The sequence below is a fragment of the Psychromonas sp. genome (assembly GCF_041586535.1).
Classification (GTDB): domain Bacteria; phylum Pseudomonadota; class Gammaproteobacteria; order Enterobacterales; family Psychromonadaceae; genus Psychromonas.
The window spans coordinates 1-15,133 of the sequence record NZ_JBFGZY010000101.1 but is presented as its reverse complement, the minus strand read 5'-3'; the positions used below and the strand labels follow the sequence as shown (position 1 = coordinate 15,133).

Here is a 15,133-nt window from a genome sequence, read left to right as displayed (position 1 = left end):
TGTGGTACCACCTGATCCCATTCCGAACTCAGCAGTGAAACGCAATTGCGCCGATGGTAGTGTGGGGTCTCCCCATGTGAGAGTAGGTCATCGCCAAGCGCCTAATAACGATAAACCCCCATCCTTCGAAAGAAGGGTGGGGGTTTTTTCGTTATTAGGCATTTGTGGCGAAGACCAATTCTCACATGGGGAAAGGTTAAGAGTGCCAACGCAGTTGGGTTCAGATCATGTAGAGTAGGGCGAAGTGGTGCGATAGCACCGTGTCACGAGCGGGTGAGCTCTGCGAACCCTGTTCCATCGCCAAGCGCCCAATTAAATAACCCCAGAAAGCTTTGCTTCCTGGGGTTTTTTATTTGGCCTGCTTTTTGCTCTGACCTGCTCTCGAGTCGGGCGACAAATTTGTCAGGAACAAATTTGAACGTTGGAGCTTGCGACAACGGCCTGAAAGGCGAAGGGCAGGATGCCCGAAGTAGTTTTGCGCCAGCAAAGGCTTATGAGCGGGCTAAGCTCTGCGTGCTCTGGTTGTTTGCCGACAGCACCGCGTCACGAGCGGCTAAGCTCTGCGAGCCCTGTTCCATCGCCGGTGCCTCGCAAAGGCAGGCTAAAGACAGGATGCACAGAGTTTATCCGCTCATGATACTGAACTGGCGTTCAATTCGCCCCACGCCCCATAAGTGCTATATCAGCAGGGATTTTTTCGTTTAAGCGCTTGATGCGATGACCCAGCCTCCTTCGCATATGGCGGCGAGGTGTCATGAATGAAGAGGTGCCGCGCTGACTATTCCATCAGCAAGGGGCGAATATTATACCAATTCCGTTAATTAGATGATCTATTTAGGCGTAGGAAAAATGGATGAAAGCCAGGCATTGATTGCAGTAACTAGTTGTTCTAATTATAAAATCAATAACGAAGCTAGCATTCATTTTAACAAGCATAAATGAATAGATAATTATCGGATTTGGTATTACATCTTTGACTCTATTTCGTATTATTTATTACCTGCTCCGTAACCGGATTGGTTATATAACGAACGGAATCGCGCACAATCAGTTTACCTTTAAACTCTGTTGTTTTTATTTCTACCTCTTTGCCTTGAGCAAGGTCTAATGCAACATTCATTGCAAAGTCGGTAATTGCAGCAATCGGTAATTCAACCGAACTGAGTGGCGGGGTAATATATGCAGAAATTGGTTCATTATCGATTCCAATAACGGAAACATCATCAGGAACTTTTAACCCGGCTTCATTAAGTGCTTTCATTGCACCAAGTGCCATATCATCATTAAATGCATATAATGCAGTGAAGGGGATACCACTTGCTAAAATTTTAATGCAGGCCTGATAACCACTGGCGACAGTAAAATCACCTTCGGCAATTAATGCTTCATTAATCTTTATATTACGCTCTGTAAGGGCCTCCTGATAAGCTTTAAACCTTAATAAGCCTGCACAATTACTGACAGGTGAGGTGATACAGGCAATTTGAGTGTGGTTCATCTCCAATAACTGATGAACGGCCAAACTGGATGCATGTTGCTGGTCAAAACAAACAGCCGGATATAATTGATCACCTAATTGGCGATTAATAACAACTATCGGGATTGGGATGCGTTTTTTTAAATCGATAAAATCCTGTTGTGATAATTTTCGGCTATACAAAACAATCACGTCACAACGGCGATCGACTAAAGAATCAATTGCTTCAATTTCACGAAGCGGATCATTATGACCATCTGTCACAAATAATTGTTTGCCGGCTTTTTCTGCCGCTTGAGATGCTTGCTTTAATAGCATACCAAAATAACCACCGTCAAAATCTGAAATAATGAGTCCGATGCTATTGGAGCTGTTATTTGCTAATGCCTGTGCGAGGCTATTGGGCTTGAAGTTTAATTGCTCCATTGCCTGAAGCACAGCTCGACGTGTGGATTCTTTAACATTTCCCTTGTTATTAATTGAGCGCGAAACAGTCGCTTTTGATACTCCGGCTAATTTGCTTACGTCATTGATAGTAGACATAATTCTTAGATAGTCCTATTTTAGATTGCTTTCTGATCATTAATTCAATTGTGCTGTGGTATTTAAGTTATAACCTGCCACTTATTATAATACCAATCAGATTAATTATCTGATCATTTATGCTTGTTAAAATAAATGCTAGCTTCGTTATTGATTTTGCAATTAGAACAACTAGTTACTGCAATCAATGCCTCGCTTTCATTTGTTTTTCCTGACGCCTAAACAGATCATTTAATTAATCCAATTGGTATAAGTTAATAATAACGAAACGGTAATAATTTTATGTAACCGGTTACTGCTTACTCCCGGCATACTTGCTTACTGATGTTTGGTAAGGGCTTATTGCTCAATCCTCCTATTTGCATAGCGTAACAATTATATGTGATTTTGTTTTGCTCTCTCTCAGTGCAAAGCGTACAGTAGGCGCTTTTTTATTATTAAATGATTTTTCATATGTAAGGTTATTTTGTGAGTATTATTCTTGGTATAGATCCCGGATCCCGAATTACCGGCTATGGTGTTATCCAGCAAAAAGGAAGTAAATGTATTTATATTGCAAGCGGTTGTATCCGCACTAAAGGCGATACGCTAGCCCCAAAACTTGATATGATTTTTAAGGGGATAAGCGAAATAATCAAACAATATCAACCAACAGAGTTTGGTATTGAACAAGTCTTTATGGCAAAAAACCCGGATTCAGCGTTAAAGCTAGGGCAAGCGCGCGGTGCAGCAATTGTTGCCGCCACGCAGGCGGATTTATATATTCAGGAATATTCCGCCCGACAGATTAAACAGGCTGTGGCGGGTATCGGGGCGGCAACAAAAGAGCAAGTTCAGCACATGGTCATGCAGATTTTAAATCTTTCCGGTAAACCACAAGCGGATGCCGCCGATGGATTAGCAGTGGCTATATGCCATGCACATACAGCGCAGTCGCTTGTCGCTATGTCAGGGCAAGTTGCAAAAACCGTGCGCGGCAGATTCCGCTAATTATTACAGATAAAAATCCTTTATCCATACTCTCTATTGCTCTACGAGGTCTCCATGAAAGAGTTTTCTCAGGCGCAGCTCGGCATTATCTATGCGCTGAGTGCCTATTTATTGTGGGGTTTTGCCCCCATCTATTTTAAGTATCTTGAGTTTATCCCGATTTATGAAGTATTGGCGCATCGCGTTATCTGGTCCGTTGTATTTACCGCTATTGTGATTACTTTTATGGGAGGCTGGCCAAAGGCTATTGCTGTTTTTAGAAAGCCGAAAAATATTTTCTTTTTAATCTGTACCAGCTTATTAATAACCTTTAACTGGACAGTTTTTATTTGGGCGATAAATAATGGGCGTATGCTGGAGGCCAGTTTAGGTTATTTTATTAATCCATTAATTAATGTGCTGCTCGGCTTACTTTTTTTAAATGAATCTTTCAGCCGCCTAAAATGGGTGGCGATATTGTTAGCCCTTGTCGGAGTACTTATTCAGGTTGTGCAACTAGGTAATTTACCCTGGGTATCTTTGGTGCTGCCAATCAGTTTCGGGCTTTATGCTCTATTACGTAAAAAAATTCAAATTGAAGCATTAACCGGGCTTTTTTTCGAAACCTTATTAGTACTACCCGTGGCGCTCTGTTATCTATTTTTAATATCAGGCTCTAATAGCGCGAATATGATTAATAATAATTGGACCTTAAATATATGGTTGATGCTTGCCGGTATAGTCACTGCAATGCCACTTATTTTTTTCGCTCAGGCGGCATTACGCCTGAAACTTTCCACACTGGGGTTCTTTCAATACCTTGCCCCTTCCATCGTTTTCGCTATGGCAGTGTTGTTGTACGGTGAAGTGTTAAGTCCTCCTAAAATGATTACATTTATCTTTATCTGGGTGGGGATCTTTTTGTTTGTTTTTGAAAATAAAATTAAAAGATGGCTATGACTTTACAGCAACGCTAATACCGCCTTTTTATAAAATAATACTGGATATTAACTCAGTTGTTTTTTATGCTTATAGCATTACATTATCAGCTAGGATTTTAAGATGATCGGAAGATTACGTGGTGTGTTATTAGAAAAGCAGCCTCCGGAAGTATTAATAGAAGTTTCAGGCTTGGGCTATGAAGTGCAGTTGCCGATGAGCTCTTTTTATGCTTTGCCGGATACCGGGGAAGAAGCCATTATTTATACGCATTTTGTTGTCCGGGAAGATGCTCAGCTGTTATATGGTTTTGCTGATAAACATGAACGGGCGATGTTTCGTGAGTTAATTAAAGTTAATGGTGTCGGTCCCAAACTTGCTCTGGCTATCCTGTCTGGCATGTCGGCAAACCAGTTCGTTCAATGTATTCATAATGACGCTGTAAGTACCTTAGTAAAGTTGCCCGGTGTTGGCAAAAAAACTGCAGAGCGTTTAGTTGTTGAGATGAAAGATCGGCTCAAAAACTGGACGGGTGCAGATTTATTAACACCGGAATCCGATAGAATGGCCTTTGAAAATGAATTAAACAATCACGGTGTAAACGGGGATGCCAAAGAGGAGGCGATCAGTGCGCTGGTTGCTTTGGGTTATAAACCGGCGTTAGCAGATAAGGTGATCAAACAGGTTTATCAGGAAGGTATGGACTGTGAAGCTTTGATCCGCAGTTCATTAAAAAGCATGTTATAAATGATAAAATTAAACAGGATCCGGTGTAAAAATGATAGATGAAGATCGCCTTATTTCAGGTACGCAGAAAATCGATGAAACGTTTATTGACCGTGCAATGCGTCCAAAATTACTGGCCGATTATGAAGGCCAGCCGCAGGTTAATAAACAGATGGAAATTTTCATTGAAGCTGCACGCCAACGCAAGGAAGCATTAGATCACTTACTCATTTTCGGCCCTCCCGGATTAGGTAAAACAACCTTATCTCATATTGTTGCTAACGAACTTTCTGTCAATATTAAAACCACATCCGGACCGATCCTTGAAAAAGCCGGGGATCTGGCGGCATTATTAACCAACCTTGAAGAAAATGATGTCTTATTTATCGACGAAATACACAGGCTAAGCCCAATTGTTGAAGAAATTTTATATCCTGCAATGGAAGATTATCAGCTTGATATTATGATTGGAGAGGGGCCTGCAGCGCGCTCCATTAAACTGGATTTACCGGCATTTACTTTAATAGGCGCAACCACTCGGGCTGGCTCCCTGACCTCTCCTTTGCGGGACCGTTTTGGTATTGTTCAGCGTCTTGAATATTACGATCTTAAATCACTTACCAAGATAGTGCTGCGTAGCGTCAACCATTTTGATCTGGATATGAGTGAAGCGGGGGCGATAGAAGTTGCGCGGCGTTCACGCGGTACACCGCGTATCGCGAACCGTTTATTACGCCGGGTACGTGATTATGCACAGGTGAAAAAAGCTCAGGTGATTGATGATGTTGTCGCTAAACAGGCCCTGGATATGTTAGAGGTTGATAATGAAGGTTTTGATTACATGGATAGAAAGTTACTGATGGCTATTCTAGATACTTTTATGGGCGGCCCTGTGGGTTTGGATAATTTAGCGGCAGCCATTGGTGAAGAGAAGGAAACCATTGAAGATGTGCTAGAGCCTTATCTCATTCAGCAGGGTTTTTTACAACGTACTCCCCGTGGGCGAATTGCAACCAACAGAACCTACCTGCATTTTGGGTTTGATAAACCTGTTTAACGGAATAAACAAAAAAACTTTCAGGTACTTAGCAAGTGCCTGAAAGTTTTTTTATTTTCTCTATCAACAAAACCTTCACCCCCCTAACAATGAAATAACAGGTGCTTTTGAATAGTTTTCATTGATCATTTTGGTTTAAATGAAAGGTTGATCTGCATCAAGTTACTCAGTATAAATAACCCTTTTTAAGATGCAACTTATTGATGTTAATGAACTGTTAAATCCAGGGTTGAATACGACCGGGATTTTTGTGTTTGTTAACAATCTGATAACAAATCACCTGTTTTATTGTTCGGATGTGAAAATGATTAAAAAATATTTGCCGCAGAATGGAATTTTTTCAATTCCATTAATCCGCGAAATAACGCTTATTTTAATTATTAAAGTGATTGTTATTTTTACGATCAAACACTTCTATTTTTCAAATCCTGTGACTTTTAATGAAGATCATCTCTTTGGTGAAATTGCCACGCAAGAAATACCAGTACAGAAAAATGAATAATGATAATAACTTTAGTTTTACAATTTATTTAGGAGAAAGAAATGGATGAGTTAGTTGATTTATCGCGGTTTCAGTTTGCCATGACCGCCATGTATCACTTTTTGTTTGTACCCTTAACACTCGGTTTAGCCTGGATACTGTTGATTATGGAATCACTGTATGTGATGACTAATAAGCAAGTTTACAAGGATATGACCAAGTTTTGGGGCAAACTCTTTGGTATTAACTTCGCACTTGGAGTGACCACTGGCTTAACCATGGAGTTCCAATTTGGTACAAACTGGGCCTATTATTCGCACTATGTCGGTGATGTTTTTGGTGCCCCTTTGGCCATTGAAGGCATGATGGCTTTCTTTTTAGAGTCCACTTTTGTCGGTTTATTCTTCTTCGGATGGGATAGACTAAGCAAATTACAGCATTTAGCGGCTACAGGTTTGGTGGCATTCGGCTCAAGTATGTCTGCGTTATGGATTTTAATTGCAAATGGCTGGATGCAGAATCCGGTAGGTGCAGAGTTTAACTACGAAACTATGCGTATGGAGATGAGCAGTTTTGCTGAACTGGTTTTCAATCCGGTCGCACAGGTTAAGTTTGTGCATACCGTTGCGTCAGGTTACGTAACAGGTGCCATGTTTGTGCTAGCGATTAGCTCCTATTATTTGCTGAAGGGGCGTGATATAGGATTTGCTAAACGTTCCTTTGCTATTGCTGCCGCATTTGGTACCGCCGGTATATTATCCACTATCGTATTAGGTGATGAAAGTGGTTATGAAGTTGGCGATGTGCAAAAAGTGAAACTGGCTGCGATAGAATCTGAATGGGAAACACACCCGGCACCAGCCGCTTTTACCCTGTTTGGCATTCCTAACCAGGAAGAGCAACGTACCGATTACGCAATAAAAATCCCCTATGCACTAGGTATTATTGCAACCCGCTCTATTGATGAAGAGGTAATTGGTCTTAAAGATTTGATGGCTGAGCATGAAGTGCGTATACGCAATGGTATGGTCGCTTACGGGCTGCTCACTGAACTGCGTAACGGTAATAAATCAGCGGAAAACATAGCTGCATTTGACGCGGTTAAAGCGGACTTAGGTTACGGGCTGTTACTGAAAAAATTTGCGCCGGATGTGGTCGATGCCAGTGAAGAACAAATTCAGATGGCGGTTGATAGCAGTATTCCCGGGGTTGCACCAATGTTCTGGTCGTTCAGAATTATGGTGGGCTGTGGTATAGCAATGTTGTTTATCTTCCTATTCGCCTTTTATGTGTCTGCGCGTAGCCGCATCGGTGAAAATAAAACCTTCCTTAAAATAGCACTTTATAGCTTGCCTTTACCCTGGATAGCCATGGAAGCCGGGTGGTTTGTTGCCGAGTACGGTCGTCAGCCTTGGGCAATCGCAGAAATTCTGCCGACACATATGGGCGTATCGACACTTTCAAGTGAACAGGTGCTTTCCAGCATTATTTCAATTGCCGCATTTTATACGCTGTTACTGGTGATTGAGATGTATTTAATGTTCCGTTTTGCCCGCTTGGGGCCAAGTAGCCTTAAAACAGGTAAATATCATTTCGAGCAGTTGGCAGATAGTTCACAAAGCACACAAGGATAGGAGATTCTTATGTTTGATTATGAAACACTTAAATTATTATGGTGGTTGTTAATTGGTATTTTACTTATTGGTTTTGTGATTACCGATGGCTTTGATATGGGGGTTGGCGCGCTGTTACCTATTATCGCTAAAACTGATCAGGAACGCCGTATTATGATTAATAGTATTGCTCCGCACTGGGAAGGCAACCAGGTTTGGTTAGTGTTGGGCGCGGGGGCAATTTTTGCCGCTTGGCCGGCTGTTTATGCGACCGCCTTTTCCGGCTTTTATGTGGCGATGATGCTGACTTTGTTCGCCCTGTTTTTCCGTCCGGTAGGATTTGATTACCGCAGTAAAATAAGCGATCCGCGCTGGCGCAATGGTTGGGACTGGGGCATTTTTATCGGAGGTGTTGTTCCACCGATCATATTCGGTGTTGCATTTGGTAATCTGCTGCAGGGGGTACCTTTTGTATTTGATGAATACTTGCGTTCAAGTTATCAGGGCAGTTTCTTTGATCTATTAAATCCCTTTGCCTTATTAGTCGGGCTGTTCTCGTTAAGTTTGTTTGTTTTACAGGGCTCAACCTGGCTGCAGATGAAAACCGATGGCATTATACAACAGCGTGCTCGTTGGGTTTCACTAATTTGTGCGCCTGTCTCTATTGCGCTGTTTGCTTTGGCAGGGCTCTGGATCACTTATGGTATTGATGGTTATGTCATTACATCAATAGGGGACTTGAACGGACCGGCTAATCCGCTGCTGAAATCTGCACAACTGCAGTCAGGTGCCTGGCTAGCTAACTATGAGAAATATCCGCTGACCATAATCGCTCCGGCGATTGGTTTATCATTCCCTGTATTGGTTTGGATCGCCAGTAAGCTTGACCGTAATGCTTCTGCTTTTTTATTCAGCAGCATAACTCAAGTGGGGGTATTAATGACTTTTGCTTTGAGCATGTTCCCGTTTATTATGCCTTCAAGCATTGATCCCAATGTTAGCCTGACAGTCTGGGATGCGGTATCAAGTGAAAAAACACTTAATATCATGACCATTGCGGCAGCTATTTTCATCCCGATCATTTTACTTTATACCAGCTGGTGTTATTTCAAAATGTTCGGACGCATTGGTAAAGAGTTTATGGCCAAGTATAAACATTCGGCATATTAATCATTACATTAGGAGTAATTTATGTGGTATTTTGCGTGGATCCTAGGGGTTCTATTGGCTTGTTCTCTGGGGATTATTAACGGCCTGTGGTTGGAGCATGAAGAAAATGAAAAGCCTGGTGGTGATAATGAAGATCGACCGTCTTAATCATTATATTGATATGCTGCATCGGCCGTTTCAGCATCCGTTAACGCGCGTTTTTTCATTTCTGCTCGCGTTGGCATTGAGCGGACTATTGCTTGTATACCCTAATCATTTGGCCGCCAGTTCAGCTGAGCTGTCGCATGGTTATTTAACCATTTTGATGTGGGCATTAAGCGCTGCATTTATTCATGGTATAGGTTTCTATCCCATTTTCTGGCTATGGAAAATCGTTTTTTCTCCGTATTTTTCCTGGCCAGTACTATTAGGCTTTTTATTCACCAGTGTTGTTTGATTTTACAGCGTAACAGACAAAAAAAGGGGCAATAAATGCCCCTTTTTTTGTAATTGACTAAGTCAATAAATAAGACATAATTCGACAAAAGCCGCCATTTATAGTAGCTTATTGTAAATATTTTTTATGGAAAAATAGCGAGTTTATGTCAACCTTAGCAGTACGAATTTATTATGAAGATACCGATGCCGGTGGTGTCGTATACTATGCAAATTATCTGAAATTTTTTGAACGTGGACGCACTGAGTTTTTACGTGAGTTTAATATTCAGCAGGATATTTTACTTGAAGAAAACATCGCATTTGTGGTGCGTAAAGTGGACATGGATTGTATCAAATCAGCCCGTTTTAATGAGCTGATTAGTGTAAAAACAACAATATCTAATCGGCGCAAAGCGAGCCTAACCTTTAAGCAGGAAATTTTTCATGAAAATGGGGAACTTCTTTGTCAAGCTGAGACTCTAATCGCCTGTGTTAATCTACAGAAAATGAAACCCACAGCCATTCCGGCTGAAATTATCGAGGTAATCTCCAGTGCACGCTGATATGTCTTTTTTAGGTTTGTTTTTACAAGCAAGTTGGCTTGTGAAATTAGTAATGCTGCTTTTGTTGGGAATGTCCGTTTATTCATGGACGTTGATCTTCTCACGTACTAAAAAATTGAAAGTGTCTCAAAAAGCGCTAAAACATTTTGAAGAGCGCTTCTGGTCCGGTCATGATTTAAGCCGTTTATATAAAGAGTCTTCCGCACGAAGTGAACATATTACCGGCGGAGAAAAAATATTTTACAGCGGATTTAAAGAGTTCTCTCGACTGCACCGTATGCCCGGGCGGAATGTGGATAGTGTTACTGAAGGTGCTCACCGGACCATGCGGGTGACGTTATCAAGAGAAATAGATGAGTTAGAAACAGGCCTCCCCGTCCTCGCGACAATTGGCTCAATCAGCCCTTATATCGGTCTATTCGGGACGGTTTGGGGGATAATGAACTCCTTTATCGCGTTGGGTCAGGTGCAACAGGCTACGCTGTCAATGGTTGCTCCCGGTATTGCAGAAGCGTTAATCGCGACTGCGATGGGGTTGTTCGCGGCGATTCCGGCGGTAATGGCGTATAATCGTTATTCAACGCAAGTGGCTAAATTAGAAACATCGTATATTAATTTAATGGAAGAATTTACTTCTATTCTTCATCGTCAATCAATGACGGAAAGCGAATAGGGAAGGTTATGCATTATTCATATCGAAGCCCTAAAAGACGCCGCGTTGTTGCTGAAATTAATGTCGTGCCATATATTGACGTGATGCTGGTTTTATTGATTATCTTTATGGTAACTGCTCCGCTTGTTACTCAGGGGGTGAAAGTTGATTTGCCGCAGGCTGCTGCAGAGGCTTTACCGGAAGACAGTAAACCGCCAATGATTGCATCTATTGACAAACAGGGCCGCTATTACTTAAGTGTTGGTGATAGTGTTGATTCGCCACTCGATGGTGATCAGATGTTTGCTTTAGTCAGTGCGCAGTTAGCCTCGGATCCTAAGGCGCAGTTTGTTGTTAAAGGTGACGGGGATGTCCCTTATAAAAGTGTTATAGACTTAATGGTGCTATTGCAGTCTGCTGGTGTTCCGGCGCTTGGTTTAATGACTGAGCCGGAAGAATAATGAAAGATAGTTCAACATTGATTGCCTTTATCACTGCCTTGTTACTGCATATTATTGTTGGTGCGCTGTTGTTGATGAATGTGAATTTTTCCTTTCTTAAAGCGCAGCCTGAAAATGCAGCGCCAATTATTAATGCCACTATTGTTAATCAAAAACTATTTGATGATCTGGCTCAGCGTAAGGCAGAAAAAGTTCAGGCCGAAAAAAAGAAAATAGAGGAAGAAAAGCTGCGGGTTCAACAAGAAAAACAAAGAGCAGAAGAGCAACGTAAGAAAAAAGAAGAGCAGCGTATTCAAGCGGCAAAAGCTGAGACGCTGCGCAAGCAAAAAGAAGCTGAACGTGTCGCAGCAGAAAAAGCGTTGGCGGCAAAAAAATTAAAAGCCCAACAGGATGCTGAGAAGGCTAAAAAAATTGCCGATGATAAGCGTAAAAAACAGGAAGCAGAGCAAGCCCGGAAAATAGCAGAGGAAAAACGTCAAAAAATAGAAGCGCAAAAAATAGCTGCGGAAAAAGCTGCTCAAGCGAAAGCTGAACAGGAAAAGGAACGCTTACGCCGAGCTGAACTGGATAAACAAATGGATGCACAATTTGAAGATGCGTTTTCCAGCGCACAAAGTTCCAGACAGTTATCCGAAATTGCCCGCTACAAGGCACTTATTCAGGATAAAATAAGCCGTAACTGGCAAATTGAGCCTAGTATGAAAGGTAAAAGCTGCACACTGGCAATACGTTTGGCTTCTGATGGTCTGGTGATTAGTGCTACCCGCAGTCGCGGTGATATTAAACTTTGTGAGTCTGCTAAGCGGGCGGCGTTAAAAGCGACAACATTACCGATACCCAAAGACCCGGATATTTCAGCGCAGTTCCGTGATTTTGATATTACTTTAGAACCTGATTTGTAAGGAAACCCTGGCATATGTTATTAAGATTATTTTTATCCATTTCCATTATTATTTTTTCGGCGCAGGCTTCTGCCCGATTAGAGATTTTAATTACTGAAGGCGTTAATAGCGCCCGACCGGTTGCCGTTATTCCCTTTAAGTGGTTGGGAGAAGGCAAAATGCCGCTAAATTTATCTGAAATTGTTGCCGCCGATTTGCAGCGTAGCGGTCAATTTAGTCCAATTTCTATTGATAAAATGCCCAATACTCCGTCAACGAGCAAAAACCTTAATTATGATGTGTGGCATAAAATGGGAATTGAAGCGCTGGTAATGGGCGAAGTATCGCCGGCACAGGAAGCAGGGCAGTACAATATCACTTATGAATTGGTTGATGTGGTCACGGGAAACGCGAATGTGGCTGATTACAGCCCGGTTTTGGAAAATCGCCGCAGTACGGTAAGTCAAACTCAATTACGTCAGTTTGCACACCGTATCAGTGATGTTGTATATGAAAAATTAACAGGTAAAAAAGGCGCATTTTTAACCCGTATTGCGTATATTGCTGTGGATCGTGAAAGCAGTCACCCGTACCAGTTACGAATTTCTGATTATGATGGTTATGATGAAAAGTTAATCTTGCGTTCAAAACAGCCGATCATGTCGCCAACCTGGTCTCCTGATGGCAGAAAGCTGGCTTATGTCAGTTTTGAAAAACGTCGTTCGCAAATCTATATACAAGACTTATATAACCAGAAACGTGAGTTAATGACTTCTTTTCCGAAGATCAATGGATCACCCAGCTGGTCTCCGGACGGACAATATTTAGCCTTGGTACTATCAAAAGATGGTCAACCGGAGATTTACACCTTGAATATAGAAACCAAGGCGTTACGCAGAATCACCAACGACCGTGCTATAGATACTGAGCCTGCCTGGACACCTGATAGTAAACATTTAATCTTCAGTTCGACACGTGGTGGCCAGCCGCAGATTTATCAGGTTGATCTAACTTCAGGGGTAACTAAACGTCTGACTTGGGAAGGTGATCTTAATTTAGGTGGCACAATTACCCCCGATGGTGCCAGTCTGGTGCTGGTTAGTCGCCATGATGGTAATTATAAAATTTCAGCACAAGACCTTAACTCCGGAGAATTAAGAACACTGACTAAGACGCAGTTAGATGAATCGCCAAGTGTTGCTCCGAACGGTAGTATGATTATTTATAGTACTGTCTACAAAGGTAAACAAGGTTTGGCGTTAGTATCGATGGATGGGCGTTTTAAAGCGAATATTCCGGCGCAAAGCGGCGAAGTTAAATCACCTGCATGGTCGCCATTTTTAAATTAATTGAATTAACAACTAACAAGTAAAAAGGAAAAAGAATGAACTTAAGTATAATGTCAAAAAGCTTATTGATTGCAGTACCCATGTTGGCATTAGGTGCTTGTAGCTCAAAAAGTGATACTGATGCAGTAGCCCTGGAAGCTAACAAAGCGGCAATGGCTGCCGCCATGGCACAAGCTGCAGAAGAGAGCAATATCGAAACGGATACAATTCAGGCAGTAGAATTAAGTGAAGAAGAGCTAATGGCTCAACAATACTCAAATGCAATCTTAGCTAGAACCATTCAATTTGATTACGATAAATCATTGATTAAACCTGAATTTACTTCTATCTTAGATGCACATGCAAGATACCTGGTGGACAATCCGGGTAAAAAAGTGACCATCGAAGGGCATACTGATGAAAAAGGTACGCCAGAGTACAATATCGCTTTAGGTGAACATCGTGCCATGTCGGTCTCTGTTTATTTACAAAATATGGGCGTTTCTTCAAGTCAAATCAACATAGTAAGTTACGGTGAAGAAAAACCCGCTAACTTTGGACATAATGAAACGTCTTGGGCTGATAATCGTCGAGCAGAAATGGTTTATTAAAAAATATGAACAAAATTAATCTTCAAGTGGCCATTATTATGGCCGCTTTTTTATCTACCCCAGTTTTTGCTGCTGCTCCCGTTACCGATGTAACTTCATCGGGAAGTTCGGGCGACATTGCAAAGCAGTTAGAGCATTTTTCCCGTTTGCTGGAATCACGTAATAAAATGCAAATACGCATGCAGAATCAACTGAGCGAACTGTCGTCAGAATTGCGGGAGATTAAAGGTAATATGGAGCTGTTTGATCATAAAATTACGCAGATTGAAAATCGCCAGCGTAATTTATATCAGATGATCGAAGAGTCTAATAGTGCTGCGTCTCCGGCTGCAACAACTAAAACAGCACCGCCTGCGGTTTCAGAGGGGGAACAATCTGCCTACCAAAAAGCTGTAGATCTGGTTTTAGTTGATAAAGATTATAGTCAGGCGATCACCGCTTTTGAGGCGTTTATTATTGACTACCCTCAATCTGAATATCTGGCAAATTCTCATTATTGGTTAGGTCAGTTGTTATATCAACAAGGGAAACGCGAAGAGGCACGAATCGCTTTCTTAACGGTCAGTGATAAGTTCCCTAAATCAGGCAAGCGTGCAGACTCGTTATATAAAATTGGTATTATTGATGAATATTTAGGTGAGTTAGGAACCGCTGAAAACTTTTACCAAAGAGTGCTAAAAGATTACCCCAATTCATCTGCAGCCGGCCTTGCACAAAAACGCCTGAATACATTATCAAGATGATTGCAAAATAAGCAGTTGTAGCTATTACTTTCTGTTTTGTTTGTTTTCTCGGCAAACGGAAAAAAAATAACGGTTTTTTGTTGCGATATAAATAATATTCTATATTATACGCCGCAGTTGAGAGGGGGATGTGATTTATATCATATTCTTTTTTTATTAACCTATCTTAGGTGGTAGAGTTGATAATTGAAATGTCAACAACCGGCAAGAAAAAGATAATCTAGCCGTCAGCTCAGTTGGTAGAGCTATTGATTCACTGTTAATTTAAAAGTGAATTATGAAACAAAATCAAACTATATAGAAGATAATTGCTGTTAGTTCAATTGGTAGAGCCGTTGAAGCACTTTTAATCTAAATATATGGGCCGTTAGCTCAGTTGGTAGAGCTATTGATACACTTTTAATTTAAAAGTGAATTATGAAACAAAATCAAACTATATAGCAATATATGGGCCGTTAGCTCAGTTGGTAGAGCAGTGGACTTTTAATCCATTTGTCGAAGG

The 15,133-nt window shown here is 41.4% G+C and carries 17 protein-coding genes and 1 rRNA gene; 17 read left to right on the top strand and 1 reads right to left on the bottom strand.

Translation table 11 applies throughout. The features are described from left to right. Positions 1 to 99, top strand: a 5S ribosomal RNA gene (gene rrf, locus ABZA00_RS11950); the annotation flags it as partial. Between the two features lie 880 nt (positions 100 to 979). Here rrf and ABZA00_RS11945 read toward each other — a convergent pair. Next, positions 980 to 2,020 carry a LacI family DNA-binding transcriptional regulator gene (locus ABZA00_RS11945; protein WP_372882393.1) on the bottom strand — a complete coding sequence of 347 codons (1,041 nt, stop codon included), beginning with the start codon at positions 2,018 to 2,020 and terminating at the stop codon, positions 980 to 982. Positions 2,021 to 2,488: 468 nt separating this feature from the next. Between ABZA00_RS11945 and ruvC the strand changes: the two genes are divergently transcribed. The 16 genes from ruvC to ybgF all read left to right on the top strand — a co-directional run bounded on the left by ruvC (position 2,489) and on the right by ybgF (position 14,631). After that, a complete protein-coding gene (ruvC, locus tag ABZA00_RS11940; RefSeq protein WP_372882392.1) occupies positions 2,489 to 3,010 on the top strand; it encodes a crossover junction endodeoxyribonuclease RuvC in 522 nt (173 codons plus the stop codon). 54 nt (positions 3,011 to 3,064) lie between these two features. Further along, positions 3,065 to 3,949, top strand: a complete 885-nt coding sequence (gene rarD / locus ABZA00_RS11935; RefSeq protein WP_372882391.1) for an EamA family transporter RarD — start codon at positions 3,065 to 3,067, stop codon at positions 3,947 to 3,949. A 102-nt stretch (positions 3,950 to 4,051) separates the two neighbouring features. Beyond that, the gene (gene ruvA, locus ABZA00_RS11930; protein WP_372882390.1) at positions 4,052 to 4,675 is read left to right on the top strand and encodes a Holliday junction branch migration protein RuvA; all 624 of its coding nucleotides are present in this window, start codon (positions 4,052 to 4,054) and stop codon (positions 4,673 to 4,675) included. Positions 4,676 to 4,706: 31 nt separating this feature from the next. Next, positions 4,707 to 5,711, top strand: a complete 1,005-nt coding sequence (gene ruvB / locus ABZA00_RS11925) for a Holliday junction branch migration DNA helicase RuvB (protein ID WP_372882389.1) — start codon at positions 4,707 to 4,709, stop codon at positions 5,709 to 5,711. 304 nt (positions 5,712 to 6,015) lie between these two features. Beyond that, positions 6,016 to 6,213 (top strand): cytochrome oxidase putative small subunit CydP, encoded by a 198-nt coding sequence (gene cydP, locus ABZA00_RS11920; RefSeq protein WP_372882388.1) that lies wholly within the window; start codon positions 6,016 to 6,018, stop codon positions 6,211 to 6,213. Between the two features lie 41 nt (positions 6,214 to 6,254). After that, complete coding sequence (locus ABZA00_RS11915) at positions 6,255 to 7,826, top strand: cytochrome ubiquinol oxidase subunit I (RefSeq protein WP_372882387.1); 1,572 nt, start codon at positions 6,255 to 6,257, stop codon at positions 7,824 to 7,826. Between the two features lie 9 nt (positions 7,827 to 7,835). Further along, positions 7,836 to 8,975 (top strand): cytochrome d ubiquinol oxidase subunit II, encoded by a 1,140-nt coding sequence (gene cydB / locus ABZA00_RS11910; RefSeq protein ID WP_372882386.1) that lies wholly within the window; start codon positions 7,836 to 7,838, stop codon positions 8,973 to 8,975. A gap of 21 nt (positions 8,976 to 8,996) precedes the next feature. After that, entirely contained in the window at positions 8,997 to 9,122 is a 126-nt protein-coding gene (gene cydX / locus ABZA00_RS11905; protein ID WP_372882385.1) for a cytochrome bd-I oxidase subunit CydX, read from the top strand. Beyond that, complete coding sequence (locus tag ABZA00_RS11900; RefSeq protein ID WP_372882384.1) at positions 9,103 to 9,411, top strand: cyd operon YbgE family protein; 309 nt, start codon at positions 9,103 to 9,105, stop codon at positions 9,409 to 9,411. The genes cydX and ABZA00_RS11900 overlap by 20 nt, the downstream gene beginning before the upstream one ends. A gap of 145 nt (positions 9,412 to 9,556) precedes the next feature. Continuing rightward, positions 9,557 to 9,955, top strand: coding sequence for a tol-pal system-associated acyl-CoA thioesterase (gene ybgC, locus ABZA00_RS11895; protein ID WP_372882383.1), 399 nt, complete (start codon positions 9,557 to 9,559; stop codon positions 9,953 to 9,955). Continuing rightward, the gene (gene tolQ, locus ABZA00_RS11890) at positions 9,945 to 10,628 is read left to right on the top strand and encodes a protein TolQ (protein WP_372882382.1); all 684 of its coding nucleotides are present in this window, start codon (positions 9,945 to 9,947) and stop codon (positions 10,626 to 10,628) included. The genes ybgC and tolQ overlap by 11 nt, the downstream gene beginning before the upstream one ends. Before the next feature lie 8 nt (positions 10,629 to 10,636). Then, entirely contained in the window at positions 10,637 to 11,068 is a 432-nt protein-coding gene (gene tolR / locus ABZA00_RS11885) for a protein TolR (RefSeq protein WP_372882381.1), read from the top strand. Further along, complete coding sequence (tolA, locus tag ABZA00_RS11880; protein WP_372882380.1) at positions 11,068 to 11,970, top strand: cell envelope integrity protein TolA; 903 nt, start codon at positions 11,068 to 11,070, stop codon at positions 11,968 to 11,970. Before tolR ends, tolA begins: the two co-directional genes overlap by 1 nt. A gap of 14 nt (positions 11,971 to 11,984) precedes the next feature. Then, positions 11,985 to 13,298, top strand: coding sequence for a Tol-Pal system beta propeller repeat protein TolB (tolB, locus tag ABZA00_RS11875; protein WP_372882379.1), 1,314 nt, complete (start codon positions 11,985 to 11,987; stop codon positions 13,296 to 13,298). A 35-nt stretch (positions 13,299 to 13,333) separates the two neighbouring features. Then, entirely contained in the window at positions 13,334 to 13,888 is a 555-nt protein-coding gene (pal, locus tag ABZA00_RS11870; RefSeq protein WP_372882378.1) for a peptidoglycan-associated lipoprotein Pal, read from the top strand. Between the two features lie 5 nt (positions 13,889 to 13,893). Further along, positions 13,894 to 14,631, top strand: a complete 738-nt coding sequence (gene ybgF, locus ABZA00_RS11865; RefSeq protein ID WP_372882377.1) for a tol-pal system protein YbgF — start codon at positions 13,894 to 13,896, stop codon at positions 14,629 to 14,631. The last annotated feature ends 502 nt before the right edge of the window (positions 14,632 to 15,133 follow it).